Origin of the sequence: Kitasatospora sp. NPDC057542, assembly GCF_042801945.1 — a bacterium.
Taxonomy (GTDB): domain Bacteria; phylum Actinomycetota; class Actinomycetes; order Streptomycetales; family Streptomycetaceae; genus Kitasatospora.
Window position 1 is genome coordinate 1 of the sequence record NZ_JBHVFE010000082.1, and the last position, 24,856, is coordinate 24,856.

Genomic DNA, 24,856 nt, shown 5'->3' on the forward strand with positions numbered 1-24,856 from the left:
GCACACGATGTGTGTCCGCCCCTTCGGCGTCCCAGCCCGTGGTCAGGCCGTCCGCACGGCGTCCAGGCGCCGTCGTACCTCGGCCTCTCCGAGCGTCGCCGCCACCAGGTGCAGAGCGGGGCTCCGGGTCGATCCGGTGAGCAGTACGCGAATGGCCTGGGCCGCCTCCTTGATGGAGCCCGGGTGCAGGCCAGGGTTCTGCTTGTAAGTCCTCGCGCTGTCGGCGAAGTTCAGCTCGGCGGCGACGGCGCGGATCTGGTCAAACCAGCCGTCACCGTCCTCGATGGGCTGGTAGCGGTCGAACAGGCGCCGGCCGAGTTCCTGGACCACGTCCGGGGCCAGGCCGCCGAACCGCGGATCGGCGGGATCGGTGACGGTGGAGAAGAGCTGCTGGAAGAAGAAGCCGTAGTGGGTGCGGAAGTTGCTCCACATGCGGAGGTCCTTGCGCGGGTTGTCGAATCCGTCGCGCTCCACCGCGAGGGCCCGCAGCGCCAGGTCCTCGTCGGTCTCCAACACCTCGGCGAGCGGCACGTCGTACGCCTTGGCCCACTCCTTGACGCGCTCCAGGATGGTGGCGCCGGGCAGGGCGGCGACGAGGTCGGCGCAGATGTCCTCCAGCTTCGCGAGGTTGATCAGCGCGCCAGTCACCCCGCACTCCTCCAGGCGCAGGGGCTCGCGCAGGGCCTCGCCGACGGGCATCTCGGCGAGCCGGCCGTTGGCCAGGCCGCGCAGGTAGTACAGGACGGCCTCGGTCGGGTAGCCGGCCTGGGAGTAGTACTCGACGTCTGCTTCGGGGTCCTTGCGCTTGGAGAGCTTGCGGCGCGTCTTGCCCTCCTGCTTCATCAGGGGGGCGATGTGGGCGTAGGGGATGCGAGGGAAGCCGAGGGCGTCGAAGAGCTGGTGGTGGACGGGGACGGAGGAGAGCCATTCGTCGCCGCGGATCACGATGGTGACGCCCATCAGATGGTCGTCGACGGCGTGGGCGAGGTGGTAGGTGGGCAGGCGCAGCGGGCTGTCGGAGGTCTTGAGGATGACGGTGTCGGCGCGGTTGTCGTCCATCTCGATCGTGCCGCGGATCAGGTCGTGGAAGGTGGTGCGTCCCGCGTCGGTGCCCGGAGAGCGGAACCGCACGACGTACGGGACACCGGCGGCGAGCCGTTCACGGACCGCGTCGTCGACGGCATCACGCCACGGCGCCCACTCGCCGTAGTATCCGCTGGGCACCTTCTTGGCGAGCTGGTCGGCGCGCAGGGCCTCGAGATCGTCCTTCGTGGCGAAGCACGGGTAGGCCCGGCCCTGGCGCATCAGCTCGCGGACGTAGGTCTGGTAGATGCGGGCGCGCCGGGACTGGGTGTAGGGCCCGTAGAGGCCGGTGGAGTCGGTCTCGTCGGAGGCGACGCCGAAGTGGCGGAAGGCGCGGTCGAAGCGGTCGACGGCGCCTTCGACTTCGCGGGCCTGGTCGGTGTCCTCGATGCGCACGAAGTACACGCCGCCGCTCTGGCGGGCGATGGCCGCGTCGATCGCGGCGACGTGGATGCCACCGATGTGCGCGTGGCCGGTGGGGCTGGGGCAGAACCGGGTGACCTCCGCGCCAACAGGCAGCTGGCGGGCGGGGTACTGCTGCTCCCAGAAGGACGGCCCGGGCAGGTCCGGGTCGAAGAGCGCATCGATCTCGCTGGGTTTGAGCACGGGGGTCCTCCGGGTGCGGTGTGTTCTCGCCGTGACGGCGGCCGGGCGGCGGTTCGGTCGGTGCCGGCGGGCCGGGCCGCTGGCCCGCATGGTACGCGAGCGAGCAGCCCAGTCTGCCCTAACGTCATCTGGCCGGACGGGAGTTCGACAGGCGATGACTCGTCACCTCCGGGGCCGGTGCGAGAGGAGTTTCCGCGCCGTGGACGTCCACGTGGGCCGTGAAGGTCTCCACCCAGTACCGGGGCCCGGGGCGCCCCTCCTGGACGCCGTACACCGCCGTCGCCCGGCGCCCGCGTAGCCTCAGGAAGTGGGCGAGCGCCTGGCTCATGGGCTGGGAGGCGCCGCTGACGAGCGGGACCGCGCAGGCCCGCGGGCCAGGTCGGTGAGCGTCTCGCCGAGCTCCGGATCGGCGGCGGTCGTCCGGGCGGGCGTCTGGCCAGAGCTTCACCGGCTCGCCAGCACACCAACTGCTCTGCTGATTGTGGGATTCCATCCACGCCCGGCCGCGGCGGCGGAGATCGCCGCGTGCGAGACGCCGAGCCGCTCCGCCAGGTCCGTCGCCGAGTAGTTTCCGCGCCCCAACTCGTGGTTCCGGTAGGCGTCCCGAGTGATCGTCCCCAGGTCGGCAGTGGCCCACGTCGCCAACACCCGGTAGCCCTCCCGCACCCAGAACTGGGTCTCGATCGCCCAGACCCCCGGCGACAGGCTGGTGTCGTGCACAGCCGACCACCAGGCCGGGGCGATCAGGTGAGCGGCCGCGTGAACCTCGGCGTCCTGCACGCCGAGGTGCACCTGCACGGCCGGGGGCAGGGCGGTGCGTGCCAGCGCGGTCATCCAGCCCTCCGGAGCCTGGGCGAGGCAGCCCCAGGGCCCGCGGCTCCGGGCCAGTTGCCACAGGCGCCATGCCGCGTACTGGTGCAGCCACTCCTCCGCCTGCGCGGAGGTGTCCGACGACCCGTACAGCTCGACCGTGGAGGAGGTACTGATCCGCAGCGCCCACCCGGCGGCGGCCCGAACGACCCGCAGTTCCCTTCCTTCGATGGTCAGGAGCGGCTTCACCTCGTGGACGAGGTCGGCAGGCGGGCGCGAGGCGACGTCCAGGGGCGGTAGCTGGGGCTTGGGGAAGGGGTACATGGGTCTCCCGTGCACTGGCCGGCGGATGACCGGCCGTCCGGCACCCTGCCGGACAGCACCACACTCACCCGCGCCCCATAGGCATGGGCATAGCCAAATGACCTGGTAAGAAGCCGACTTGAAGGCATCGCGCGGCGCGTGCCGCAGTGCCGGTCCCGGCCGTGAACCTCGACGCGACACTAACGATCAGGTCTTCCTACGGTGTGCCGATCGTCGTGGCGATCCGGTGCTGACCGGTCGCACGGCTGGACCCCTTCCGTCCCGCGCTGGCGGGGTGGCCCGGCACCATCCCAAGGAGCGCCACACCGTGCCCACCACCACCGACAAGACCCGACTCAAGGAGCTGAACGGCGCGCTGCGCGCCAAGGCCGCCGAACTCGACACCATCAGCGCGTCCTTCACCGTCGAGGACGGCGGAGTCACCGTCTCGGCCGAGAAGGCCGCCGCGTTCCGCAAGGTCCTCGGCGAGGCGCAGGAGATCAAGCAGCTGATCACCGACCTGGAGGGCGTGGCGACCGTCCACGCCTTCCTCAACGAGCCCACCTCGCAGCCCTTCGCCCCGCAGGACGCCGCTCTCGCGGCCCACCTCGCCAGCCAGGTGAAGTCGCTCGGCCAGCAGTTCCTCGACAGCGACGAGTTCAAGGGCCTCAAGGCCGCCGGCTTCCGCGGTTCGTTCGACCAGGTGGTGACCATCGACGGCAGCGCCCTGGACCAGCTCGGCCGCAAGGACGTGTTCAGCCGGAGCGCTGGTACCGCCGGTGTCCTCGGCTTCGGCACCCCCGAGCACCTGGACATCGTTCCGCGCGCGGTGCGGCCCGGCCGAATCCGGGATCTGTTCCCCTCCCAGAGCACCACCGCGAACCTGCTCTACGGGGTGCGCGTCACCGGCTTCACCAACGCGGCGGCGATCGTCCCCGAGCGGGCCATGGAGGTGCCGCCCGGCGGCGGCGCCGCCGTCGAGGTGTACGCGCGCGCCCCGCAGTCCGAGCTGACGTTCAGGACCGTCACCTACCCGGTCGCCGAGATCGCGACCACGCTCCCCATCCACAAGAACACGCTCGCCGACGAGCCGCGGCTGCGCGACATCATCGACAGCGAACTCGTCGACGGTGTCAAGATGGCTGAGGACAACGAGATCCTCTACGGCGTCGGCGGCGACGAGAAGATCACCGGCATCGTCAACACGGCCGGCGTCCAGACCTACGCGCAGGCCGATCCGGACAAGCAGTCCGCCGCGATCCGCCGCGCCGCCACCCGGGCGTTCCTCGCGTACTTCCCGCCGACCGGGATCGTCCTGCACCCGTTCGACTTCGAGGACCTGGAACTGGAGACCGACGGCCAGGGTGCCTACAGGGTTGCTGTGAACGTCGCGATCGGGGCACAGAAGGTTGTCTGGCGTCTCAGCGTCGTGGACTCCATGGCGATCAACCAGGGCAAGTTCCTCGTCGGTTCCTTCGGCCTTGGCGCGCGCCTGTACGACCGCGAGCAGGTCTCCGTCCAGGTCAGCACCGAGAACCGCGACAACTTCGAACGCGGCGTCGTCACCATGCGCGGCTCCGAGCGCATCGGCCTCGAGGTTCCCCGCCCCGAGTCCTTTGTTTACGGCACCTTCAAGGCGCGCTGATGGCCGCCCGCAAGCCCACCGCGAAGCCGGCCGCAGAAACCGCGGCCGTGGCGAAGGAGCCCGCTGGCCTAGGAGGCGAGGGACAGGAGACCCCGCCGGCCGAACTGTCGGCCGCCGCTCCGCTCGACCCGCCGCCCAGCCGCACGGCTGCACCAGAGCCGAGCCAGCCCGATGTGCCTACCCCGGGAATCACCGCCCACCAGCCCCTGGCCACAGGCCACGCCGAGCTGGTGGACGAGGACGGCACCCCGCTGCCCCACGACCTGGAGCAGCTGTTCGACCTCACCCACCCCGAGCAGACCGTCGTCTTCGCCCGGCTACGGATCTACCAGTCCCGCACCTATCCCGGAACCCACCGGACGGTCACGCAACTGCTCTACGTGCCGACCCAGTCGATCCCGCGCGACGAGTTCGAGCGTCTCCGGCTGGCACTCGGCTGGGAGCAGCCACAGTGATCCGACGGAGCCTGTCCCGACCGCTGGGGCAGGCTCCTGGTGTTGAAGCCAGCAGACGCCCGTGACCAATCTCGAGGACCAGGTCGACCCTGTTGGTTGTCGAGCGAGCCGTCCTGGCTGCTCAACCGCTCTAGCTGATGGCTGAGTGGGGAGCACTGGAGTCCGCGCACCGTTCGCTTGCCGACGGCAGGCTGGTAGCCTGCGATCCGCACGTAGTGGCCGTGCGGCAGGGGGAAGCGCGGCCTACCGGTCGGTCAGGACCAAGCGGCGCAGGGGGCGATCAGATGGGCGTAGTTCTTCCCGACGAGCTGGCTTGGCTCCTTGATCTTATCGGTGTCCATTGGCCGAACGTTGACGAGGACGAGTTCAACGAGATGGCGACCGCTCTGCGTAGCTTCGCCGACGAGGTCGACAACGGCCGTGCCGGCACGGTCGTTGCGGTTCAGCGAATGCTTGCGGAGAACGTCGGACCGGCCACCGAGGCGTTCGAGGCCCACTGGAACAAGCTCAACGGCAAGCACTTGCACAACCTTGCTGAGGGCGGGCGGATGCTGGCCACCGCCCTTGATGGGGTCGCCCTCGTGATCGCGGGTGCGAAGGGCGCGGCAATCGTGCAGTTGGGCATCCTCGCCGGCGAGGTGGTTGCAGCTCAGGCAGCGGCGCCTTTGACGCTCGGCCTGTCCGAGTTCGGTGCGCTGGGCGCCACGCAGGTCACGCGGATCGCGGTGAAGAAGCTCCTCAAGGAAGCGGAGCAGCAGGTCGTGGCCCAGCTCATGGAGATCGCGAAGGCTCCGATCATGAACGCTCTCGCCGGAATGGCAACGGATCTCGCGATCCAAGCCGTCAGCATTTCCGCCGGAGCCCAGAACGGCGTCAACTGGAAATCGGTGGCTGGCTCAGGCGTCGAAGGCGCCAAGAACACTGATCTCGGAGCAGCTGTAACAGGGGGCGGAAATGGCGGACATCCGGCATAACCACGAGGAGACTGCGCAGCTCGCGAAGCGAATGGGTGAACACGCGGATCACCTAGAGGCCACGGCCGGCGGACACACGCACCATGTCGCGAACAGGTTGAAGAAGGTTCGAGGGAAAGATCCGCTGGCCAACGCGGCCGTTCACGGCGCGGAGCAGATCATGAACGTCATTCGGAAGGCCGAAAGAGACCTCCACCGGCATCTTCGGCTTGTCCAGCAGGGCCTGGAACACACGTCAAGGAACCATCATCAGAACGACAAGGCCCTGGCGACCATGCTCACCAAGATCAACAGTCGATCAGAGGCCCAGGTCAAGGCGCTGAGAACAGCGCCCGACCACGTGCAGGGCCCGGATCCGACGAAACCTCCGGTCACGGTGGCAATCCAGTGGAAGCCGGGGATGCCGAGGTCGGCGTTCGCTTGGAAGGCTCAGAGCCTGGCTGGGGCGAGCCGTCGCGGCGAAATGTACAAGGCAACCAACAAGGTGCTGCGCGACCGTGAGATCACGGACACCTACAAGGGTGCCCTCATTCACCTGATCCTGAAGAACAATAAGGACAATCCCGAGCTGGCCGAGAAGGCCAAACTGGCTGTTCGCACAACAATGCAGCCAGACCATGTCATAGATTTGCAGGCCGGTGGACTCGACCACTGGCAGAACCTTAGAATGCTAGACAAAACAACGAACTACGAAACCGGAACCGCGCAACTATGGCGAACTATTAGCCGCTCCCCGGACGGAACACCCATCAAGGTCAAAGTGAAATGGAAATGACGGATCTCGACATTCCCGGCACGATCGCGCTCCTGCGTGACACCCTGGCCGCACACGAGAATAAACTCGAACTCTGGGACCCAGGGATTCCCGCCGGAGCCGACCCCGACGAAATCCCGCCAGACATCCCTGCGGGCGTCGCCGGCCTGCTCGCCGCCTCCAACGGCCTCTACCTGACCCACTCCACAATGCTCTTCACCGCCAGCGAGCTGATGAGTAGGCAGTTCCCCGAAGGACTGGAGGAAGCCGAACTTCCCGACGGCTCACCCGTTGAAGACACATCCAGGTTCTTCTTCTTCGGCCTGGCATGCGAAAACCCGCTGCTCGTAGACCGTGACGGGAGCGTGTGGCGGGCCCCCGACGAAGGCTACGTCTGGTTCACCGGCTGCCGGATCGAGCCGATCGCAGGCAGCGTCGACGAGTTCTTCCGAACCTGGGTGGCATCCCCCCGGTTCCAAGACCTCGCTGGCGTCGCCCCCGACGACCTGGACAGCAGCCACTGGTACCAGCTGCTGCGGCTCAGCGGCCTCGCCGCGTAACCTCACTGTCTGAACCATCCGATCGCCCGAGGAGCACCGTGGCCACGCACGCAGAACTCACGAAGCTGTTCAGCCCCCAGGGGGTGATCACGCTCCCCCGTGAGGAAGCCGTCCGGAACAACCTGCCGGATGCCGACGTCGACGCCCTCGCGGACGTCGGCCTGCCCGCTCACCTCGACGCGTTCTTCACCATCAACGTCACCGGCGAACCCTCTGCGTTCGCTCTGGTCCCGATCGACACCGGCGACGCAGTCGTCAACGTGCTGTGCCTCGGCGGCCCGCCCGCCGCAACCGACGGACGATTCTGCCTCGACCTGGAGGACGGGTACATCATCCTGCTCCAGCTCGGAGAGCAGCCCGCCGCCGAGATCGTCAACACCACGCTCGCGCAGTTCACCGAGTTCCTGTACCGCATCGGCCTGCGCTACGAGCACATCCACGGCAGGACCGACGAAGAAGCTGACGACTACACCCGCAAGCTCCGCGACTACCTCACCGCCCGCGACCCCCAGGCCTTCGCCGCGGAGGACACCTGGTGGAGCATGGTCTTCGACCACCTCCTCGGCAAGGACCTTCAGGCCTGAACCCGCAACGGGCCCGGGCGGAGACGGTGAGAGCCCTTCTGATCTTTCAGGGCTGCGGGTGGAGCCGGCGGCTGGCAGGATCAACCTCATGAGGATTCTCGTCCTGGGCGGCGGCTGGTTCCTGGGACCGGCCGTCGTGGCCGGCGCGCTGGCACGGGGCTGGGAAGTGACCACGTTCACGCGTGGACGCTCCGGAAGCACCATGCCCGGAGCGACCGCAGTGCACGGTGATCGAGAGCGGCCCGACGACCTTGCCCGGCTGGCCGAGTACGGCCCCTGGGACGCCGTGATCGACACGTCCGCCTCGGCTCTCAGCTCACGTGACGTGCTGGCCGGTGCCCGCGCCTTGGAACCGGTCGCCAACCGGTATGTGTACGTGTCCACGGTGGCGGTGTACGAAGGCTGGCCCACCGAACCCCTGAGTACCGACTCGGCGGTGTGGGCGGCCCCAGCCAACGCAGGTCCGGAGCTCGGACAGCCGCCCGAGGCGACGTCGGGCATCAACCCGTTCTACGGGCGACGGAAAGCCGGCACAGAACGCGCGGTGACCGAGACGTTCGGACTCGCCCGGACGAGCCTTCTCAGGCCGGGCGTGCTCCTTGGACCCGGGGAGTACGTTGGGCGCCTGCCGTGGTGGCTACACCGGGCCAAGCGGGGCGGACGAATCCTCGCGCCTGGCGATCCCTCGAGGAGTATCCAGCCTGTCGATGTCCGGGATGCCGCTGTGTTTGCGCTCGACCAAGCCCTGCGTGTCAGCCACCAAGTCCACAACCTTGCCGCGCCGATCGGGCGGGAGACGATGGGCAGGCTACTCCAGGCGTGCTTGGACGTGACCGGGAGCACCGGGAGGTTGGTGTGGCTGCAGGACGAGGTCCTGCTTCGCCATGGGCTGCGCCAGTGGACCGAGCTACCGTTGTGGTGGAGCCACCCGGGTACGTCCGCCATCGACTCGTCCTCGGCGGTTACGGCCGGCTTCGCCAGCCGACCTCTCACGGAGACGGTGGCCGACACGTGGGCCTGGCTGAGCCAGGGCAACATGCCTGTCCCGCACAGGCGCTGGGCGAAGCACGGAATTGATCCGGACAAGGAGCACGCCGTCCTGGCGAGCGTGGGCTAACCGTTGCTCCCGCCGAGAGCAAGCCTTACCGCACCGGGGCCCAGGACCTGCGGGGTAGCCACGAGGGTGAAGGCTTCGATCCGCTCCGCGAGGTCTTGCGCGAGTCGGGCGTCGCGGAAGGCGGGCGATGCCAGCGCGGCCTGGATCGTGTTGACCCTTGCTGTGAGTCCGGCCCCGCGCCACTCCCGGGGGAGGCCGAGCACCGGGCTGAGAGCTTCGGCGGCTCCGTCCAGGTCGTTTCGCATCAGCAGGGCGGACGCCAGGTCGGCTCGGGCCTGGGGAGCCACGACGAGCGGGCTGGAACTGGTCGAGCGGGCCGCGATCAGTTCCAGCGATCGGCGGGCGGATGTCTCAGCTCCCGGTCCGTCTTGAAGGAGCAGCAGGGTGGAGCTGTTGCTCATGGCGACTCGCTCCAGGTCGAAGTCGAACTCGCCACCAATGCCATGGAGGTCATCCTCGGCCGGGCCGCGATCGACCAGGCTCTCCCCGATAGCCAGTTGGGCATCCTCGGCCCGGCCGCGGTGCGCGTAGGCGCGGGCCGCGATCGCGGCCAGCCGGGCCTTGCCCGTCGCACCGACATCGGGGAATGACCGGGCCTCCTCGATCTTGCCGACCGCCTGGGCGGGCTTGCCCGTCCAGTAGTACAGAACGGCCAAGTAGCTGTGCGCGTAGGCCTGGAGGGGCCCGTACTCGGCAACCTGGCCGTACAGCGCAGCTGCCCGGGCCAGCTCGAACGCGTGAGGTATCGCGCCAAGGTCGAAGGCGCAGGCGGAGAGAAGCGCTGAAGCCTGGCCAGCCACAAGGTACAGGCGTCGGCGCTGCGAGAGCACCTGGGTGCGATCCAGCAGCACCTTTGAGACTCCGAGCACCTCCGTCGCCGACACGAAGACCAGGTGCGGCGGCTTCGTACTGGTGTCCTGGACCAGGCCCACCAGATCGTCCTCAAGTTGGTCGAGCGTGAGGTCGGGCAGCAGCTGAGCAGCCGCATCCGAGGCGTGGGCGCGGGCATCTCGTGCAGTCATGGCGAGTTCACTTTCGTCGAACACAGGAGCGGTTGCCGTCCGCAGCGCCTGGGCCTGCTCGTCGGTGTAGGGCGCGAAGAGCTCGTCCAGCGGCCTGCCGAAGAGCTCCCTGAGGATCGCGGGCGCCGGGTGGTGGGGCCGAGTGACCTGTCCGGAGCGCCACCGCGCGTAGCTCTTTTCCGTCAGGGCGACGTTCCTGAAGGAGAGATCACCGGTCTTCTCGTAGAGCAACGCGGCAGCCCGCCGGTACTCGGACAAGAAGTTGCGAAAGTCCATACCGGACTTGATGACTAAGGCATCGAACAGGTTCATTGCGCACCCTTCGCCGCAGCCCGTGCGAACTGCGTCGCTCCCTGCCTACCACCGCCGGCCCGGAGATCACACAGGCCGGGGAGAAGTGTCCGCGAACTGTCCATGGTTTGTCCCTCGGCTCACCGGAATGGAGATCAAGTGTCCCTGCTTTGCCAGTGGTTATGTCCGCGTCCCCAGTCCAGGGTTGATCACTGCAAGCGAACCAAGAACGGGGCGTTCAGGCGCTCCTGCTGACGGGAGCGATGCACATGGTGGCCGTCGAACAGCCGAAGCCCGTCCGCCGTTGGAAGGGCACCTTCGGGGCGGATACGGCCGTGGTCCCCATGGTGCGTCACAGCGTGCGGTCGGAACTGGGGAAGTGGGGATGGGACGTGAACGGCGACTGTGCCGACGATCTGCTGCTCATCCTCACGGAGTTGGTGACGAACGCCATCCGGCACGGCAGCAGGCCGGGCGACCCCGTCGTGGTGCAGCTTGACGAGAGCAGCGGCACCTGCCAGGTCGAGGTCCAGGATTCCCGGCCCGACCGGCTGCTGCCCGAGGTCTTCATGTTCCGTGGAGAGCACGGCCGCGGACTGATCCTCGTCGACGGCCTGGCGCTCGCCGTGGGGGTGGCGACGACGGCCACAACCAAGAAGGTATGGGCGAGCGTTCGTCTCGCCGACGACAAGCCAGGAGCCACGCGGTGACCTTGCTCAGCCAACTTGCCCAGGTGTTCGGCCAGCGGCCCGCGCCCGGCCGCCGACGGAGGCCCGTACCGCCTCGTCCGAGGCCCTCCACGCCGCAGCGCCACCGCGTGACCGACCAGAACGTCTTCCTCAGGGAGCGACCCTGGACACCGCCAGCGCCGTTCTGGTGCACGGTTACTGCCTACTACCGATTCGGGCAGCCGATCACGCTCTGGAGCGGCGGCGCAGGCAGTGTCCGCCTGGCCGTCAGGGCGTTGCGCGACCGAGTCGAGGCTCTCGCCGTCGACCTCGGCCTGCCGGAGGGCGACGAGCAGCTGCTGTGGCTGGATGCCCCGTCCGCCGAGGGACGGGCCGCCGACGACCTCGCCAAGGGCCGCCCCCACGCCATCGCGATCACCCACGGCAACGTCGTCTACATCATCAACGTCACCCGGGCCGCTCGCGCCGAGACGGAGCCTGCGATCCAAGACCTGCTCTGCTCGGTCTGACGGGAACGACCCTCATGACGTACACGCGACGCGGCCGACTCCGAGCGGCCGCCCCGAACTTCAACCTCGGCGCGACCTGGCTCGCCTCTGCCAACCGGGAGCCGGCATCGGCCATCGACCAGTGGAAGGCGGGCCGGCTCGCCGACATCGAGACCGGCGAGCTCTTCAACGTCGTGCGGATCAGCGACGTGCAGAAAGGCCTGGCCGCGCTGACGGACCTGTGGCAGGCCGACGTACCGGTCGGCCCAGTCCTGCACAACCGCGCCGACCGGTGCATCGAGTTCCTGGTTACGACCCGCGCTGCCACGCAGTGGGACATGCCGCAGACCCGACTGATCGGCCGCCCAGCGGACGGAGCCGACCCCCTGACGGTCGCGATGCCGGCCCCCGGCATGCAGCGGCTCTCCGGAAGGAGCTGGCTCGTCCTCCCGGACGGCGAACGAAAACCGACCGACCTCGGAGACCTGGCCGTGGCCCTGCGGCACGCCGATGCCCGCCTGCGCCACGGCCACCCCTGAACCCCGCTACGACCGGCTGCTCGGGCCGTAGCGGGCACCTGGCCCGGCCGTTTAACCTCCCGCCGAACGGCCAGGCCAGAATGGATCGGAGACGGCCGATCCCACGCTGACCGTCCCCAGGCGCGGGCGCGCGCAGGGTGGTGCCGCTGCGCCCCCTGGGGACGGTCAGCTCCCAGCCCCACACAACGATCGACCGCGACGGCCTGCGCAACGGCAGGCCGGAAAGGCGCGACCCTGATGCGCTCCACCAGCGACACGCCGGCGGAAGCTGGCGTCGACCAGATGCCTCTTCACGAGCGGGCCCTCAAGCACCAGATCCCGGTGCTGGAGGAGCCACGGGTCCGCCCATGCGGGCACTACCCCGACCTCACGCCGAAGGAGGGCGAGGTGATGGCACTGCTCGCCGCCGACCTCAGCGCCGTGCAGATCGCCGAGCACACCCGCGCGTCCGACTACGCCGTCCGGACCCGTCTCAGCACGCTGGGACTCAAGCTCGGGGCGGCGACCTCGCCGCAGATCACCGACGTCGCCTGCCGGACGGGACTGCTGGTCCCGCCCCGGGGCGTGCTGAAGACGCCGATCTCCGTCACCGCGGTGACCTCGTTCCAGGCACTGGCGGAGGGCGGCACCCGGTCGTGGATCGCCACCCGCAAGAAGGTCTCGGAGAACACGGTCGCCAACCACCTGGCGGTCGTCCGTGCCCGGATGCGCACCTCGTGGAACGCGGCAGCGGTCTACCGGCTCCACGGGGTGGCGCCACCGGTCCTGAACGCCACTGTTCCGCCGTGCCCGTTCTGCGTGGCCGGAGGTGCCTCGTGAACCGCACCCGGCCGCGCCGGCCCGCGCCGCAGAGCGAAAGGCCTTCGCGCGGGTACCGCGGACTACCGGGTGAGGGCGGCGGCCGCCAGCGCGGCGCAGGCCTGCACCGCCACCAAGCGGCGCAGCTCCACCGGCCGGATGCGCAGCCGCCGCCGGCAGCGGTCGGCGCGTTCGGCCAGCACCTTCTCCAGCTGCGTGCGGACGTGCGGTGCGTCCCGCTCGGGCCGTGCCTCGGCGATGGAGCGCAGGGCCATCGCGTTCGACCGCAGCGTCAGGACGACCCGGGCGTAGTGGGCCTCGGCCAGCTCCACCCCCGTTACCGGGGTGGAGTCCTCGGCCCGCCGCAGCCAGGAGTGGGCGACGGTGTCGGCCACAGCCACGGTGTCGGCGGCCGCGCGCGCGAACACATCGTCGTGCGGGCCAGCCTGCTCCAGCAGCCGCTGTACCTCGTTGCTCTCACCGGCCAGGGCCCGGGCCAGGGCCGTGAGGGCGGTCGGCGAGCCGCTGTCGAACCGGGTGCCAGCGTGCCAGCGGGGGACCTCCGGCAGCAGGGTGAGAGACCCGTGCCGGGCGGCGTGGTGGGTCAGGTGCGCGCCGTACGTCGGGGTCTGCCGGTCGTGGTCGCGGATCACCAACTCCTCGATCGGCGGCATGCGGTAGACGCCGTCGCCAAGGACCGGCCAGCCGACGACGTCCGACGGGGCGGCCTCGCCGACCGGCAGGCCGTGCCGTGCGGCGACCGCAGCCAGCTGGGCCGCCAGGCCCGGCACGTCGCGGCTCACGATGAAGAAGGGCTCGCCGAACTCGGCGTTGTGCAGGCTCACGACGGCGGCCGGTTCCAGCTCGTCCACCAGGTCGGCCAGCGCCTGCTGCTCCGGCAGGCCGAACCGGTGGACGCCCTGCCGCCATGGAATGGGGAAAGTCCATTCCGGCTGTTCCGCCAAGGCCGGTCGGAAGAAATGGCGGTGCTCGGTGTGCAGGTCGAGCGGGGCGCTTGTCCATTCCGCGTTCAGGGCGGCGCCGTCCGGGTCCACGCACGGCAGGAAATGCCACGAAAGCCCGTCGCGCAACTCCGGCCGGGCTGCTACCAGCTCGGCCAGGAACGCGATGGTGGCGTAGCCGACCGGTTCGTTCGGGTGAGGGCCACCGACCACCAGCATTGGCCGCCGTCCTGCCCCGACCGACAGCACGTCCAGCGCCCGCCCCTGACGCGAACTGCCGATCCGCCGCATCCGGCACAATCCCGGCGCACGCCGGGCCACCTCGTGCAACCGTCGGGTCAGCTCCTCCACCGAGGGCACCAGTTCCCCCGTCGGCACCAGCTCCGCGTACCCGGCCAGCGCACTGTCCAGGCTGGAAAGGAAATCAGCCACTTCTAGACCCTTTCTCGAAACCGCCCCGGAAATAATTCAGGGGCGGGGTGAAATGCTGCCCAAAAAGAGCATGAAAGGCCCTTTTGGAAAATCCCCAGAAAGTACTTCCGGGGAGGGCTCGTGAATGCTTTCATGGGTTCCGGCTTATCCGCCACCATTCCTTTCGATAAACCCAGGAGGACGTCATGGACGCCACCCACACCACCGCTGGCACCGCGACCGCCGACCCGCAGGACGCCGAGCAGACCCAGGACAGCGGTCTGCGCCCGGCCGCCGCCCACGAACTGCTCGGCTGCACCGTCTCCGGCCAGTAGCGCACCGGCACCGTCAGCGGCGGGTCCGGCAGCGCGCCGGGCCCGCCCCGCCCCCACCCCGCCCTCGACCCGAGGAGCCCCACCGTGAGTCACCCCCGCCTGCGCGCCGAGCACCAGCCCACGATCCGACCGGACGGCCGAATCCAGATCGGCTCGCTGCCAGGCCTCGCGAGCACCCTGCCAGACCCGGGCGGCTGGCGCCGACACCTCCTTCGACTCCTGGGCGGTGCCTTGACGGAAGACCAGATCAGCCAGGCGGTCACCAGCCGCCACCCTGACGTCTCGGCCGCCCAGGTCGCCCAGCTGCTCCTCGACCTCGCCCGGGCCGGCCACGTGCGGGACGCCGTCCCGGCCCGCCGGGCCATCCGACTGGACCCCGGCAGCGCCCGACTCCACGAACGCGGCGTCGAGTACTGGGAGATGGTCGACCAGGACCCCGGTCGTTCCGGTGCGGACGTCCAGCAGATCCTGGCTCGTGCCGTGGTGACTGTCGTTGGCATCGGCGGCGTCGGCCTCACCGTCGCGGCTGCACTGGCCGGCGCCGGAATCGGCTGCCTGATCCTGGCCGACCACGACCGTGTCGAGGACTCCAACCTCAACCGTCAACTCCTCTACACCCGCGCCGACATCGGCCGGTACAAAGTTGACGCCGCCCGGGATCGCTTGCTGGAGCGCCACCCTGACCTCGACATCGACCTGTACCCCGAACAGGTCACCTTCCAGGCGCAGTTCGCGCGCCTGATGCGCCGGTGCGACCTGCTCATCCTCGCCGCCGACGAACCCGACGACCTGCGCCTGACCGCCAACCGCGCCGCCCTGACCACCTCCTGCGCGTGGATCGACCCCGGCTACCACGGCCCGCTGATCAGCACCGCTCTCTACACGCCGGGCGTCGGCGACGGCCCCTGCTGGGAATGCCTGCGCCACTTCGACGCCACCGCCTACGGCCTGCCCGGCACCCACGGCGACGTCCTCGCCGCTGCCCTGCCCCGGCCCCTGGGCAACCCCGTCATCTCCACCAGCGCACTGCTCGCCGGCACCTACGCCGCCCACGCCGCCCTCACCCACCTCACCGGCACCCGTAGCACCAACCCGGCAGGCACCATCCAGCGGCACAGCCTCATCGCCCCCGCCGACCAGACGCCCCGCGCCATCACTTACCCCCGCAACCCCGACTGCCCCTCCTGCGCCCCGTACCACCCCAAGGCCGCGTCCACCACCTCGAAGAAGACCCTCGCCGCCCGCTGATCTGCGGCGAACGACCGAACCCGGGACGAACGTTGACACCAGAAGACAGCCTGGCAGCCGTCCGCGCGGCCGCCAGGAAGCACCACCTGGACTCCACCGGTGCGCAGCTGCTTCAGCCAGGCCGGAACCACACCTGGCGCCTGCCCGGCAGCAAGGTCATCGCCAAGGCCCGCAGCGGCGCCACCTTCACGGAGGCCTACCGGGAGACGCAGGCCGCGCGGTACATGATGAGCCACGGCATACCGGCCGCCCGGCCGGTGGGCCAGGAACGCTACCCGTTCCGCCACGACACCGGGCATGAGACCGTCTACGTCTTGTTCACCGAAGACCTCGGCCCGAGCACCATCCCGGCCACGCCGCACCAGGTCGCGCTCCTGCTGCGTCGGCTTCACGCACTGCCGGTGCCCATCGGGCCGCGCCTGCGCCTGCCGGCCATCGACCCGTTCTCCCGCCTGTTCCTGGGCATCGACGGACTCTTCCCGGCCGGATCGGCCCGAGACCGCCAACGCCTGCACCGGCTCCTCCACGCGGCCCGCGAGGCCTGGCAGGCCACCGCATGGCCGGGCCCGATGGCCCCGCTGCACGGCGACGTCGGCCAGGGAAACTGCATCGTCACCGCCGACGGTGTCGCCCACCTGATTGACTTCGAGCGCATGTCGGTCGGGCCGGTCCTGGGGGACCTGGCCGCGTACGGCTGGCGCCGGGATGCGTTAGGCGCCGACCCCGCCGAATTCGAGGAGTTCGCCGCCGCCTACGGCCTCGACGTGACCGGCCACGCCGACGGCCGCACCTACCGTGAGGCGCTCACCCCCGCGTTCGCGGTGAGCGCGTGGCTGGCCGCCGCCAGCTACGCACGCGACGAACCCCACTGGCAGCACGAAGCCGACCTGCGGCTCACCACCCTCCTCGCCGACCCGCTGCCGGGCTTCCCCTGGCACTGGAACCTCGGCAACGCGGCCGTCATGAAGGCCGCAGGATGACCGCCCACACTACGCAGACACCGGGCAACCAGGCCGCCGCCGTTGTGGCCCGCACCGGCATCCCGGTGCTCCTGCTCATCGGATACCCCGGCACGCCCACGGTCTCCGCGACGATCGGTACCGGCACGCCCCGCTGCTACACCTCCACCACCGCCCTGTACGAAGACGGCCTGCGCGCCGAGGTCCACGCACCCGGCGGCCCGACGCCGGAGAAGTTGGTGCGCTGCGAGCTGCCCGACGCCGCGAAGCCGCGGCCCGTTCTCCTGGCCACGCCCGGCGAGATGGTCTGGGGCATCGAGACCAGCCACGGCGGCCTGACGGCGCGCGCCGGGATCTGGAATGGCTGGACGCTGTTCCACCTGACCCGCGACCAGCGCGGCCGGGGACGTCTCCCGGTGCTGCGGCTGGTCGGCGCCGAATCCTTGCCCACCGGTCGCCCTGGACAAGAAGCCGTCCCTGGTCCGTGACCGGATGCACCACGCACGCTGGCAGGCCCGCAAGAGGCCTGCTGCGGATCGCCGTGGCCGCGCCCCGGCGAAGACACCGCGCTCACGCGCGTTCGCACCTCCCGCACCACCCATGGCGGCCGTCCGGGTTAGGGCCGCAACCCTACCAACTGGCCACCTCACCTTAGGAGTTCAACCGTGCCCGATCCGTTGATCGAGGAGCACGCCTTCCTCGGCAACTCGCGCGCCGCAGCGCTCACCCGGCCCGACGGCACGATGACCTGGCTGTGTCTGCCTGGCTTCGAATCCTCTGCCGTCTTCGCGAGCCTCCTCGGCACCCCCTCGAACGGCTCCTGGCGCCTCGGCCCGGCCACGTACACCAACGCGCCGCCCGAGAGCCGGCGCCGCTACGTCGGCGACACCCTCGCCGTCGAACACGCCTGGGACACCGAAAGCGGCGTGCTGGAGGTGACCGACGTCCTGCCCGCCCCGGACGCCACCGGGTACGCGCCACCGGTGGTCGTCCGCATTGCCACCTGCCGCAGCGGCATGGTCCGCCTGGCCTCCGAGTTCCGGCCCCGCCCCGACTACGGCTCACTCACCCCCAGCCTGCAATACGTCGGCCACGGCACACCCCGGCTGCGCGTGACGGCCGGCAGCGACACCTACTGGCTGGACGCGCCCCGTCACAGCGTCAACCTCGGCGGCAGCGCCTCCTGCGACATGCCGCTCAAGGCCGGACAGAGCCTGGTCTTCGCGCTGACGTGGACACGCACCGGCAGCCCGGCACCCGCCCCGCTGACGGGCACCACCGCGCTGGAGGAGACCAAGCGGTACTGGACGCGGTGGGCATCCGCCTGCACCTACGACGGCCCCCACCGGGACGCCGTACTCCGCTCGGCGCTCACCCTCAAGGGCCTGTGCGACCTCGGCGGCGCCGCGGTCGCGGCCCCGACCACCTCGCTGCCCGCACCCATCGGCGGCGTGCGCAACTGGGACTACCGCTACACCTGGCCTCGCGACACCGCGTGGATGATGCAGTCCCTCCTGGTGCTGGGATTCATCGAGGAGCCCACCGCTTACCGGAACTGGCTGACCGCCCACGTCGACCCGGACGACCTCAAGCCCCTGTACGGCCTCGGCGGCGGCCCGGTGCCAGCCGAAGAGGACTTGCCGCACCTGCGGGGCTACCGCAGCTCCACGCCGGTCCGGGTCGGCAACGCCGCCGCTGGCCAGCACCAGCTGGACGTCTACGGCGAACTCGCCGACCTGCTCGCCCAGATGGACGACGCAGGCATCTCGCCCTGCCCGGACGCCGACCACTTGCTCCTCGGCCTCGCGCTCAAGGCCGAGGAACTGTGGGAGCAACCCGACGACGGGATGTGGGAGAGCAGGGGCACCCCGCGCCGGTACGTCTCCTCCCTGGTGTGGGCCTGGGTGGCCCTCGACCGCGCCGTGCGCGTGCTGGGACGCCATGGCGCCGCCGACCAGGAGACCCTGCTGCGGCTGGCGGCGACCGCCGAGACCATCCACGCCGAGGTGTGCGCCCGGGGCTACGACCAGGGGCGCAACACCTTCACCCAGTACCTCGACGGCCACGACCTGGACGCCTCCCTCCTGCACATCGTCCGCGTCGGATTCCTGCCGCCGGACGACAAGCGGGTGATCGGCACCGTCGAAGCGATCGAACGCGAACTCGCCGCCGGCGGCGGCATGCTCCAGCGCTACCCGACCCGAGCCGATGCGGCCGACAACGTGGACGGGCTGTCCGGCCACGAAGGCGCCTTCCTCGCCACCGCGTTCTGGATGGCCGAAGCCCTCGCCCTGATCGGCAGGAACACCGACGCCCGGGATCTGTTCGACCGGCTGCTGGCAGTGCGAAGCGACCTCGGCCTCCTCGCCGAGCAGTACGACCCCACCGAGGGAACCCAGCTCGGCAACTACCCGCAGGGCCTGTCGCACGACGGTCTGATCCGGGCGGCCCTGGCCATCGTCACCGCGAGCACGGCCACCGTCGTCGACGGTGAACTGGTGCTGGCGGTGGCAGAGGGGTAGCGGCGCAGCGCCTCCTACCCTCACCGCCCGCGGCGTACGCCACCTCCACGGGCGCCGACCGCCTCAAGGCAGGTCCTCGCCCTGCTGCGCCGCACGATCGGCGAGCAGTGCGTCGCCGCCGAACTCCGAGCGGCAGCCCGCCTCGACGACCTCTGAGGCGGCCTGCCGCCCGAGACCAGCCCGGCCCCAGCGCCGGCCGATCCCATCCCTACGAGGAACACTGCTCATGACGATCACCGACACCATCGACCGACTGTCCCCGGAAGAACGACGCCTGCTCGCCCAGATCGCCGACCTTCCGTCGCCGGATCTGGACGTCTACGCCGTCGCCGCTTCCACCGGCACTCCCACCAGCCACACCAGGAAATGGCTCGGGGGACTCACGGCCAAGAACCTGCTGGAGCACGCCGGAGACGTCGCCGCCCGCGGCCCGGTGTACACGATTCGCCCGGAGGTGGCCGACCGGGCGCTGGCTCTCGCTGACGAGCCCGGCGCCCGTACGGCCGTCCTCCAGCGGTACTTGGGCTTCCTGACCACCACCGCCTACAACGCCGCTCGGGTCCTCACCCCCCATCACCGCGTGCTGGGGCACGCCAGCCGGCCTGATCCCGCCGAGCCCGTCCGGTTCGCCGTCGGTCACGTGGCGCTCGCCTGGCTGGAATCGATGGCCGGCGCGCTGCTCCCGGCGATCACCGCCGCCACCAAGTACGGCGACTATCAGGCCGCGACCTGCGTGACTCACGCGGCATGGCCGCTGTTCCTCTACACACGCCACGAGCTGTGGATTCCCAGCTACCGCCGGGGACTGGCCGCCGCCGAGCGCTGGGGCGACACCGTGGCCATCCGCGAGATGCTGGTTGCGCTCGCCGGTGGCCTGCGCGACAACCGTGAGTACGACGAGGCGACCTCCTGCCTCCAGCGCGCGCGTACCCTCGCGGAAGGCGATCTCGAGGGAATCGCCCAGTGCAGCAGCGGCATCGGAGCGTGCCTGCACGCCGATGCCCGCTACGTGGAGGCCATGCCGCAGCTGACCGCCGCCGCCACCCGCTACGAACGGCTCGGCCACGCGCGCGGTCAGGCCCTCGCTTTGATCCTCGTGGGGTCGGCGCACGCCCGGCAGGGCAACCCTGCCGCCGGCGTGCCGGTCCTCCAAGAGGCCTGCACGCTGCTCTCCGGCCTGACCGACCCGGACCCGCTCAACATCTCACGAGCACTGGCCTACCTCGGTGAGGCCCACTCGCTGGCGGGCGCCCACGATCTGGCCGCCAGCGCCCTCGTAAAGGCCCTGGAGCAGTTCCGCTCCCTCCGCGCGCCCCACTGGACCGCGCACACCATGGAGTTCCTGGGCCAAGCCGCCCTGCGCGCCGACCAACACCACGCCGCCATGGACTGGTACTCAACCAGCCTCGCCCAGTACACCGAACTCGCCAGCACCCACGACACCGACCGCCTCCAGCGCCGCATCAGGGCGGTGACCAACTCGTGAACGAGCGCCAGGCTGGCGGGACAGACGCAGGTGGGCCGCGCCCCGGCCCTGCGAAGCAATCTGGTGGCCGAGCGATGAGGAGCGTTCTGCGTCACCGTCCCGGCCAGGTCCAGGGCCCGCGGATACAGCGGCTGCGCCGTGCGAGGGCAACGCATGCGCTGCTCCAGGCCGAGGCACCGCGGGTGAAGAAGCGGACTCCACGCCGACCGTTCGAGGGAGGCGACGACACCAAGGCCGCGCTGGAGTGGGGCGGAAACCTGCTCGAAGCTCTCGACGTGGCCTCGGGACCGCGACCGGAACTGACCAGCCACGAGGTGAAGCTTCTGACGGGCTACATGAACGGCATGTCGTACGAGGAACTCGGCGAACTGGACGGCACCAACGCGAAGCAGGTGAACCACGTCTACCACCGGATCAGCACCGGTTTGCGGATGAAGAGCCGGCTCCAGACCATGTTCGCCGTGCTCGCACGCGGCTATGTGCGGCCTGAGCAGGTCGTACCCAGCGAGCTTGCCTGGGGCGAGGTGTCTCTCTCCGCCCACACCGCCGCCCTGCTGACCCTCCTCGCCTGCAACTTGAGCCAGGAGAAAGCCGCTGCGAAACTTGGGCTCCGCTATGCCCAGGCCCAGTACCTCCTGCTCACCGCACGCGCTGATCTCTGCGCCAAGAACAGCCATCACGCCCTCCTGATCGCAGCGGTCCTCGGCATCATCAACGTGCCGGGCGTGCCCCGGTGCGACGTGCCGAAGCCCCCTCTTCCAGTAGCGCCCCCGGCCACTGGCGGCCCGCAGACGGCCCTCACCGACCAGTAGCCGGACAACGGCAGTGGCGGCCCGGAGCGACAAGACCCCCGGCCGCCACCTACCGTCCCTCCTCGCCACCCAGCAGCACGAGGAGGACGACGGTGGAGCTGATCGTGACAGCTGAGGACGTCGCCCGCCGCCTCGGCTACCCCACCCCCCTCGGCGACCCGGTACGGCAGCGCATCGAGATCGCCGTCGAGGACGCCCAGGACACCCTGACCGCGCACCTCGGACGGCCGCTGCTGCCCGCGCAGTACGCCGAGAGCGGCGTCCGCGCCGGGGCGGACGGCTGGGTGCTCAGCCACGGCCCCCTCATCGCGGTCATCTCCGCCGTCCTGGACACGGGCACGACATCGGCCCCCTTCGGCACGCCGACGTACACCGTCACCTACACCGCCGGCATCGACGCCCGCGCCGACCCGCAGACCGCCCCGCTGCGCCTGTGGGTCCGCGCGACGGCGTGCCACCACCCGCTGCTGGCGGACGCGCCCGCGCGCCAGCGCCGCGTCGCCTCCGCCTCCGTGGAGGGCCAGTCGGTCACCTACGACACCGCGGCCGAGCCGCCGGTGGTGCTCGCGCCGCCGGACCTCGCCACGACCGACCGGTGGAGGCTGCGCGGCCGCCGGGTCTACCAGGCCCCGACGAGGCCGAACCCGCCCGGGCTCACGATCCCCGGACGCTTCGGCTCGGGTGGGCTGTGATGGCGGTCCTGCTGGCCGACCGGCAGCTCGGTGTTCGTACGCGCGGCGTGCCCGTCCTGGACGCGCACGGCGCGGAGGTGACCGGGCCGCTCGGCCCGCTGCGGGGACCGTGGCCAGGCCGTGCCGTGCCGCAGCCCGACGGCACGTGGCACCTGGCCCTGGACGCGCAGGCCGGCACCCTGCTGGTCGGTGACGTCGTGGTGGAGCCGTCCACTGGAGCCGAGTGGACCGTCCTTGTCGCCGACCAGTTGGCGAACACCGACGACCCGGCGCTGGCCTACGTACGGATCAAGGGACGCGCCCGCGTCCTGGACGGCACCCGGCCGGAAGGACACCCGTGATGGCGCACCTCGAACTGCCCTCCGACATCGCCCGCCGCCTCGCCCCGCTGATGATGCGACACACCCAGCGCCTGGCCTGGGAAGTCGAGGAGGAGGCCCGGCGGCGAGCCCCGGCGGCCAAGACCTGGCACACCCAGGAAGACGGTCGCGCGCGCCCCAGCCACCAGGCCGCCGACGGCCAGACCGTACCGGCGCCGTTGCCGTTCTCGGTGGGGAACACCACCCTCTCCGGACCCCGCGACCCCGACGGCCCGGTGGAGGAGACCGCGGGGTGCCGGTGCACGGTCACCGATGATCCGGAAGCGGTCGCCGCGACGATCTCGGCGGGCAAGGCCGCCATCGACGGCACGCGTACTCGGGCGGAAGTCGTCTGCGACTTCCCGCGTGCCGCCGAGGCGGAGTTCGCGCACGGCGACGGCACGCACTTCATGAGCGGTGCCGCCTCCCAGGTCGCCGCCCGGCACCGCTGATCCGCCGCGCCGGACCTGGGCCAGCGCAAGGTCCGGTGTGGCGGGGCGGACGGTAGCGGTCGCGCCCTGCTTTCCTTCGCCGGTCACCCACTCCCGCACGAAGGAACCGCCATGGCCCAGCCCGACAGCGTCCGGATCGTCCTCGCCCATCACCTCAGCCGGGGCGGCGAGCAGCTGCTGCCCGGTGACGAGATTGAGGTCCCGCACTACGAGGCGCAGCAGCTGATCGGCGCCGGGTACGTCGCCGACGTGGACCCCGCCGATTCGGCCGCGGTCGCCAAGGCCCTCGTGCCGGCGCAGAGCAAGCCGGCCGTAGCCAAGCCGGCGGCGAACAAGGCGGCAGGGCTGGCGAGTGGGTGACCTGGCCATCCTCGACCCCGAGGAGCTGGCTGTCGCCTGGCTGTCCGGGCACGCCGAGCTGACGAGGGCGCTCGGCGGGCCCGGCCGGGTCGGGGCCCGCAACACCCCGCCCTACCCCCGCATCCGCATCACCCAGGTTCCTGGGGGCTCCGCCCCGGGCTGGCGCTGGACCGCCACCTTCCACCTCCAGGTCGAGGCGCTCGGCGACCTGGACCGGTCGACGCCCCGTCCTCTGCTGCGCCGGGCGTTCGCCACCGCGATCAAGGCCCTGCACGAGCTGGCCGAGCAGGCCGCCGTGCCGGGGCGGCCGGTGGTCACAGCAGTGCGGGCGCTGTCGGCTGGCGGGTGGTTGCCGGAGCCGACCGGCCAGGCCCGGTACGTCGCCGTGGTCGCCGTCACCGCGCACCCGCCGACCGAGTGATGGGGGAAATTGCGCGAGTTGTGCGACAGCCCCACGCGCGGTGACGGCGCGACGCTACTGCCCGGCGCGGCCTACGGTCCGGCTCGTTTCTGGCGGTCCGTGTTGAGGAGGCCGGTCGTGCCCGCGGAGAGCATGTTCGTTGCGCAGATGGCCCGTCTGTACCTGGCGGCGCCGGGTACGGTCGCGCCCACGGACCCGGTGGCGGCGATGCCGTCCGGGTGGAAGGAGGCCGGCCTGTTCAAGCCGGGCAGCCTGGAGTGGAACACCGAACCGAAGTTTGAGGAGCTGCGAAGCCATCAGCTGCGGTACGCGGCCCGCACCATCCAGACCGAGGACGCCGCGACCGTCAAGGTCGAGCTCCAGGAGTGGAACGCGGGCAACATCGTCGCGGTGTACGGCGGCGGCGAGGTCACGACCGTCACCCAGGGCGGCAAGACCTTCTACCGGTTCAACCCGCCGAAGGTGGGCGGGCGCAAGCAGTTCGCGGCGGTGGTCGAGCTGATCGACGGCGCGAAGCACTACCGGCGGATCGTGCCGCTGTGTGAGCAGGTCGCCTCGGTGAACCAGAAGTTCCCCAACGACGCGGAGTCGACCCTGCCGCTGGAGCTGAAGGTGATCGGCGGGGATACCGTCGACCCGTGGTACGACCTGACCGACGACCCGGGCTTCACCCCGGCGGCGCCGTGAACCTCCCTCGTCAGTAACCGTTTTGGGGCTGTGCCCATTCGCGGCCCGTGCACCTACTGTGGATCACGTCGGGCAGCCCTCTCCCCCCTGGGGTCGCCCGATCCCGCGATGCCCCGGCCTCCCCTTCGGCCGGGGCATCGCCGTGGACAGGCCCAACTCCTTTCCTACGAGCCGGGAGAGATGTCGTCGGCGGTGATGCTCAGCCCAGGAACCCCTCCCTCTCGTAGAGGGTTCCCGAGTTCCATCGCTGTACCGTCGCTCTTAGGCCTGACGAGTGTGTCGTAGGGTTCCTCCGCTGCTGCGATCGAGCCTTCACTTTCTCCTCGCGCCCCGGCGTTATTGAGCCGAAACGGCTTGGTTGCCTGCTCGTTGACACGGTGTGATCGAGGTCGGGGACATGCGGCGGCTGTCGCCTACGGCGCAGGAGGGTCT

29 protein-coding genes are annotated in these 24,856 nt (G+C 70.4%); 24 read left to right on the top strand and 5 right to left on the bottom strand.

All coding sequences use genetic code 11. The annotated features are described in order from the left end of the window. Positions 1 to 42: 42 nt before the first annotated feature. Both ACFU7Y_RS13455 and ACFU7Y_RS13460 read right to left on the bottom strand, forming a co-directional pair. Positions 43 to 1,689, bottom strand: coding sequence for a glutamate--tRNA ligase (locus tag ACFU7Y_RS13455; RefSeq protein ID WP_380767933.1), 1,647 nt, complete (start codon positions 1,687 to 1,689; stop codon positions 43 to 45). A gap of 444 nt (positions 1,690 to 2,133) precedes the next feature. Further along, positions 2,134 to 2,823, bottom strand: a complete 690-nt coding sequence (locus tag ACFU7Y_RS13460; protein ID WP_380767935.1) for a hypothetical protein — start codon at positions 2,821 to 2,823, stop codon at positions 2,134 to 2,136. Between the two features lie 307 nt (positions 2,824 to 3,130). Between ACFU7Y_RS13460 and ACFU7Y_RS13465 the strand changes: the two genes are divergently transcribed. The 7 genes from ACFU7Y_RS13465 to ACFU7Y_RS13495 all read left to right on the top strand — a co-directional run bounded on the left by ACFU7Y_RS13465 (position 3,131) and on the right by ACFU7Y_RS13495 (position 8,891). Then, positions 3,131 to 4,447, top strand: coding sequence for a phage major capsid protein (locus ACFU7Y_RS13465; RefSeq protein ID WP_224274971.1), 1,317 nt, complete (start codon positions 3,131 to 3,133; stop codon positions 4,445 to 4,447). A 173-nt stretch (positions 4,448 to 4,620) separates the two neighbouring features. Further along, positions 4,621 to 4,902: a hypothetical protein gene (locus ACFU7Y_RS13470; protein WP_224274969.1), complete on the top strand. Its 282-nt coding sequence runs from the start codon at positions 4,621 to 4,623 to the stop codon at positions 4,900 to 4,902. A 284-nt stretch (positions 4,903 to 5,186) separates the two neighbouring features. Continuing rightward, positions 5,187 to 5,876, top strand: a complete 690-nt coding sequence (locus ACFU7Y_RS13475) for a hypothetical protein (RefSeq protein WP_224274968.1) — start codon at positions 5,187 to 5,189, stop codon at positions 5,874 to 5,876. Continuing rightward, positions 5,857 to 6,651: a hypothetical protein gene (locus tag ACFU7Y_RS13480; protein ID WP_224274966.1), complete on the top strand. Its 795-nt coding sequence runs from the start codon at positions 5,857 to 5,859 to the stop codon at positions 6,649 to 6,651. Before ACFU7Y_RS13475 ends, ACFU7Y_RS13480 begins: the two co-directional genes overlap by 20 nt. Beyond that, on the top strand, positions 6,648 to 7,190 hold the full coding sequence (locus tag ACFU7Y_RS13485; RefSeq protein WP_224274964.1) for a hypothetical protein: 543 nt from the start codon (positions 6,648 to 6,650) through the stop codon (positions 7,188 to 7,190). The genes ACFU7Y_RS13480 and ACFU7Y_RS13485 overlap by 4 nt, the downstream gene beginning before the upstream one ends. Positions 7,191 to 7,228: 38 nt before the next feature. Next, positions 7,229 to 7,774, top strand: a complete 546-nt coding sequence (locus ACFU7Y_RS13490) for an SUKH-4 family immunity protein (protein ID WP_224274962.1) — start codon at positions 7,229 to 7,231, stop codon at positions 7,772 to 7,774. 88 nt (positions 7,775 to 7,862) lie between these two features. Continuing rightward, positions 7,863 to 8,891, top strand: a complete 1,029-nt coding sequence (locus ACFU7Y_RS13495) for an NAD-dependent epimerase/dehydratase family protein (RefSeq protein WP_380767937.1) — start codon at positions 7,863 to 7,865, stop codon at positions 8,889 to 8,891. On the opposite strand, the gene ACFU7Y_RS13500 is transcribed toward ACFU7Y_RS13495, so the two are convergent. After that, positions 8,888 to 10,225, bottom strand: coding sequence for a hypothetical protein (locus ACFU7Y_RS13500; RefSeq protein ID WP_380767939.1), 1,338 nt, complete (start codon positions 10,223 to 10,225; stop codon positions 8,888 to 8,890). The two genes, ACFU7Y_RS13495 and ACFU7Y_RS13500, sit on opposite strands and share 4 nt — an antisense overlap. Positions 10,226 to 10,473: 248 nt before the next feature. Here ACFU7Y_RS13500 and ACFU7Y_RS13505 point away from each other — a divergent pair, with 248 nt between their 5' ends. The 4 genes from ACFU7Y_RS13505 (at position 10,474) to ACFU7Y_RS13520 (ending at position 12,739) form a co-directional block, all read left to right on the top strand. Continuing rightward, a complete protein-coding gene (locus ACFU7Y_RS13505) occupies positions 10,474 to 10,914 on the top strand; it encodes an ATP-binding protein (protein WP_224274957.1) in 441 nt (146 codons plus the stop codon). 107 nt (positions 10,915 to 11,021) lie between these two features. Continuing rightward, a complete protein-coding gene (locus tag ACFU7Y_RS13510) occupies positions 11,022 to 11,402 on the top strand; it encodes a hypothetical protein (RefSeq protein WP_224274955.1) in 381 nt (126 codons plus the stop codon). A gap of 14 nt (positions 11,403 to 11,416) precedes the next feature. Then, positions 11,417 to 11,920 carry a hypothetical protein gene (locus ACFU7Y_RS13515; protein ID WP_224274954.1) on the top strand — a complete coding sequence of 168 codons (504 nt, stop codon included), beginning with the start codon at positions 11,417 to 11,419 and terminating at the stop codon, positions 11,918 to 11,920. Between the two features lie 282 nt (positions 11,921 to 12,202). Next, positions 12,203 to 12,739, top strand: a complete 537-nt coding sequence (locus ACFU7Y_RS13520) for a LuxR C-terminal-related transcriptional regulator (RefSeq protein ID WP_224274952.1) — start codon at positions 12,203 to 12,205, stop codon at positions 12,737 to 12,739. Between the two features lie 62 nt (positions 12,740 to 12,801). Here ACFU7Y_RS13520 and ACFU7Y_RS13525 read toward each other — a convergent pair whose 3' ends face one another. Then, positions 12,802 to 14,112 carry a M14 family zinc carboxypeptidase gene (locus ACFU7Y_RS13525; protein WP_380767941.1) on the bottom strand — a complete coding sequence of 437 codons (1,311 nt, stop codon included), beginning with the start codon at positions 14,110 to 14,112 and terminating at the stop codon, positions 12,802 to 12,804. Positions 14,113 to 14,297: 185 nt separating this feature from the next. Here ACFU7Y_RS13525 and ACFU7Y_RS13530 point away from each other — a divergent pair, with 185 nt between their 5' ends. The 5 genes from ACFU7Y_RS13530 to ACFU7Y_RS13550 all read left to right on the top strand — a co-directional run bounded on the left by ACFU7Y_RS13530 (position 14,298) and on the right by ACFU7Y_RS13550 (position 19,155). Next, positions 14,298 to 14,426 (top strand): hypothetical protein, encoded by a 129-nt coding sequence (locus tag ACFU7Y_RS13530; RefSeq protein ID WP_263454467.1) that lies wholly within the window; start codon positions 14,298 to 14,300, stop codon positions 14,424 to 14,426. 84 nt (positions 14,427 to 14,510) lie between these two features. After that, positions 14,511 to 15,674, top strand: a complete 1,164-nt coding sequence (locus ACFU7Y_RS13535; RefSeq protein ID WP_380767943.1) for a HesA/MoeB/ThiF family protein — start codon at positions 14,511 to 14,513, stop codon at positions 15,672 to 15,674. Positions 15,675 to 15,706: 32 nt separating this feature from the next. Next, positions 15,707 to 16,654 (top strand): phosphotransferase family protein, encoded by a 948-nt coding sequence (locus tag ACFU7Y_RS13540; protein WP_380767945.1) that lies wholly within the window; start codon positions 15,707 to 15,709, stop codon positions 16,652 to 16,654. Continuing rightward, entirely contained in the window at positions 16,651 to 17,121 is a 471-nt protein-coding gene (locus ACFU7Y_RS13545) for a hypothetical protein (RefSeq protein WP_380767947.1), read from the top strand. The genes ACFU7Y_RS13540 and ACFU7Y_RS13545 overlap by 4 nt, the downstream gene beginning before the upstream one ends. A 177-nt stretch (positions 17,122 to 17,298) precedes the next feature. Then, the gene (locus tag ACFU7Y_RS13550) at positions 17,299 to 19,155 is read left to right on the top strand and encodes a glycoside hydrolase family 15 protein (RefSeq protein ID WP_380767949.1); all 1,857 of its coding nucleotides are present in this window, start codon (positions 17,299 to 17,301) and stop codon (positions 19,153 to 19,155) included. A gap of 63 nt (positions 19,156 to 19,218) precedes the next feature. On the opposite strand, the gene ACFU7Y_RS13555 is transcribed toward ACFU7Y_RS13550, so the two are convergent. Next, positions 19,219 to 19,401 (bottom strand): hypothetical protein, encoded by a 183-nt coding sequence (locus tag ACFU7Y_RS13555; protein WP_380767950.1) that lies wholly within the window; start codon positions 19,399 to 19,401, stop codon positions 19,219 to 19,221. On the opposite strand from ACFU7Y_RS13555, the gene ACFU7Y_RS13560 reads away from it, so the two are divergent. The 8 genes from ACFU7Y_RS13560 (at position 19,382) to ACFU7Y_RS13595 (ending at position 24,424) form a co-directional block, all read left to right on the top strand. Beyond that, a complete protein-coding gene (locus ACFU7Y_RS13560) occupies positions 19,382 to 20,641 on the top strand; it encodes a tetratricopeptide repeat protein (protein ID WP_380767952.1) in 1,260 nt (419 codons plus the stop codon). The genes ACFU7Y_RS13555 and ACFU7Y_RS13560 overlap by 20 nt on opposite strands. A 182-nt stretch (positions 20,642 to 20,823) precedes the next feature. After that, positions 20,824 to 21,453, top strand: a complete 630-nt coding sequence (locus tag ACFU7Y_RS13565; protein WP_380767953.1) for a hypothetical protein — start codon at positions 20,824 to 20,826, stop codon at positions 21,451 to 21,453. Positions 21,454 to 21,545: 92 nt separating this feature from the next. Then, on the top strand, positions 21,546 to 22,145 hold the full coding sequence (locus tag ACFU7Y_RS13570) for a hypothetical protein (protein WP_380767955.1): 600 nt from the start codon (positions 21,546 to 21,548) through the stop codon (positions 22,143 to 22,145). Next, a complete protein-coding gene (locus ACFU7Y_RS13575) occupies positions 22,145 to 22,486 on the top strand; it encodes a hypothetical protein (protein WP_380767956.1) in 342 nt (113 codons plus the stop codon). Before ACFU7Y_RS13570 ends, ACFU7Y_RS13575 begins: the two co-directional genes overlap by 1 nt. Beyond that, a complete protein-coding gene (locus ACFU7Y_RS13580; protein ID WP_380767958.1) occupies positions 22,486 to 22,956 on the top strand; it encodes a hypothetical protein in 471 nt (156 codons plus the stop codon). Before ACFU7Y_RS13575 ends, ACFU7Y_RS13580 begins: the two co-directional genes overlap by 1 nt. Before the next feature lie 111 nt (positions 22,957 to 23,067). Then, the gene (locus tag ACFU7Y_RS13585; protein ID WP_380767960.1) at positions 23,068 to 23,316 is read left to right on the top strand and encodes a hypothetical protein; all 249 of its coding nucleotides are present in this window, start codon (positions 23,068 to 23,070) and stop codon (positions 23,314 to 23,316) included. Next, a complete protein-coding gene (locus ACFU7Y_RS13590; RefSeq protein WP_380767962.1) occupies positions 23,309 to 23,737 on the top strand; it encodes a hypothetical protein in 429 nt (142 codons plus the stop codon). The genes ACFU7Y_RS13585 and ACFU7Y_RS13590 overlap by 8 nt, the downstream gene beginning before the upstream one ends. Before the next feature lie 117 nt (positions 23,738 to 23,854). Continuing rightward, positions 23,855 to 24,424 carry a hypothetical protein gene (locus ACFU7Y_RS13595; protein WP_380767964.1) on the top strand — a complete coding sequence of 190 codons (570 nt, stop codon included), beginning with the start codon at positions 23,855 to 23,857 and terminating at the stop codon, positions 24,422 to 24,424. Positions 24,425 to 24,856 lie beyond the last annotated feature (432 nt).

Coding starts and splice junctions, on each gene's coding strand:
- ACFU7Y_RS13485 (WP_224274964.1), top strand. CDS start 6,648: ATGACGGATCTCGACATTCCCGGCACGATCGCGCTCCTGCGTGACACC.
- ACFU7Y_RS13505 (WP_224274957.1), top strand. CDS start 10,474: ATGGTGGCCGTCGAACAGCCGAAGCCCGTCCGCCGTTGGAAGGGCACC.
- ACFU7Y_RS13495 (WP_380767937.1), top strand. CDS start 7,863: ATGAGGATTCTCGTCCTGGGCGGCGGCTGGTTCCTGGGACCGGCCGTC.
- ACFU7Y_RS13555 (WP_380767950.1), bottom strand. CDS start 19,401: ATGGTGTCGGTGATCGTCATGAGCAGTGTTCCTCGTAGGGATGGGATC.
- ACFU7Y_RS13585 (WP_380767960.1), top strand. CDS start 23,068: ATGGCCCAGCCCGACAGCGTCCGGATCGTCCTCGCCCATCACCTCAGC.
- ACFU7Y_RS13500 (WP_380767939.1), bottom strand. CDS start 10,225: ATGAACCTGTTCGATGCCTTAGTCATCAAGTCCGGTATGGACTTTCGC.
- ACFU7Y_RS13515 (WP_224274954.1), top strand. CDS start 11,417: ATGACGTACACGCGACGCGGCCGACTCCGAGCGGCCGCCCCGAACTTC.
- ACFU7Y_RS13575 (WP_380767956.1), top strand. CDS start 22,145: ATGGCGGTCCTGCTGGCCGACCGGCAGCTCGGTGTTCGTACGCGCGGC.
- ACFU7Y_RS13460 (WP_380767935.1), bottom strand. CDS start 2,823: ATGTACCCCTTCCCCAAGCCCCAGCTACCGCCCCTGGACGTCGCCTCG.
- ACFU7Y_RS13545 (WP_380767947.1), top strand. CDS start 16,651: ATGACCGCCCACACTACGCAGACACCGGGCAACCAGGCCGCCGCCGTT.
- ACFU7Y_RS13560 (WP_380767952.1), top strand. CDS start 19,382: ATGACGATCACCGACACCATCGACCGACTGTCCCCGGAAGAACGACGC.
- ACFU7Y_RS13580 (WP_380767958.1), top strand. CDS start 22,486: ATGGCGCACCTCGAACTGCCCTCCGACATCGCCCGCCGCCTCGCCCCG.
- ACFU7Y_RS13480 (WP_224274966.1), top strand. CDS start 5,857: ATGGCGGACATCCGGCATAACCACGAGGAGACTGCGCAGCTCGCGAAG.
- ACFU7Y_RS13520 (WP_224274952.1), top strand. CDS start 12,203: ATGCCTCTTCACGAGCGGGCCCTCAAGCACCAGATCCCGGTGCTGGAG.
- ACFU7Y_RS13530 (WP_263454467.1), top strand. CDS start 14,298: ATGGACGCCACCCACACCACCGCTGGCACCGCGACCGCCGACCCGCAG.
- ACFU7Y_RS13475 (WP_224274968.1), top strand. CDS start 5,187: ATGGGCGTAGTTCTTCCCGACGAGCTGGCTTGGCTCCTTGATCTTATC.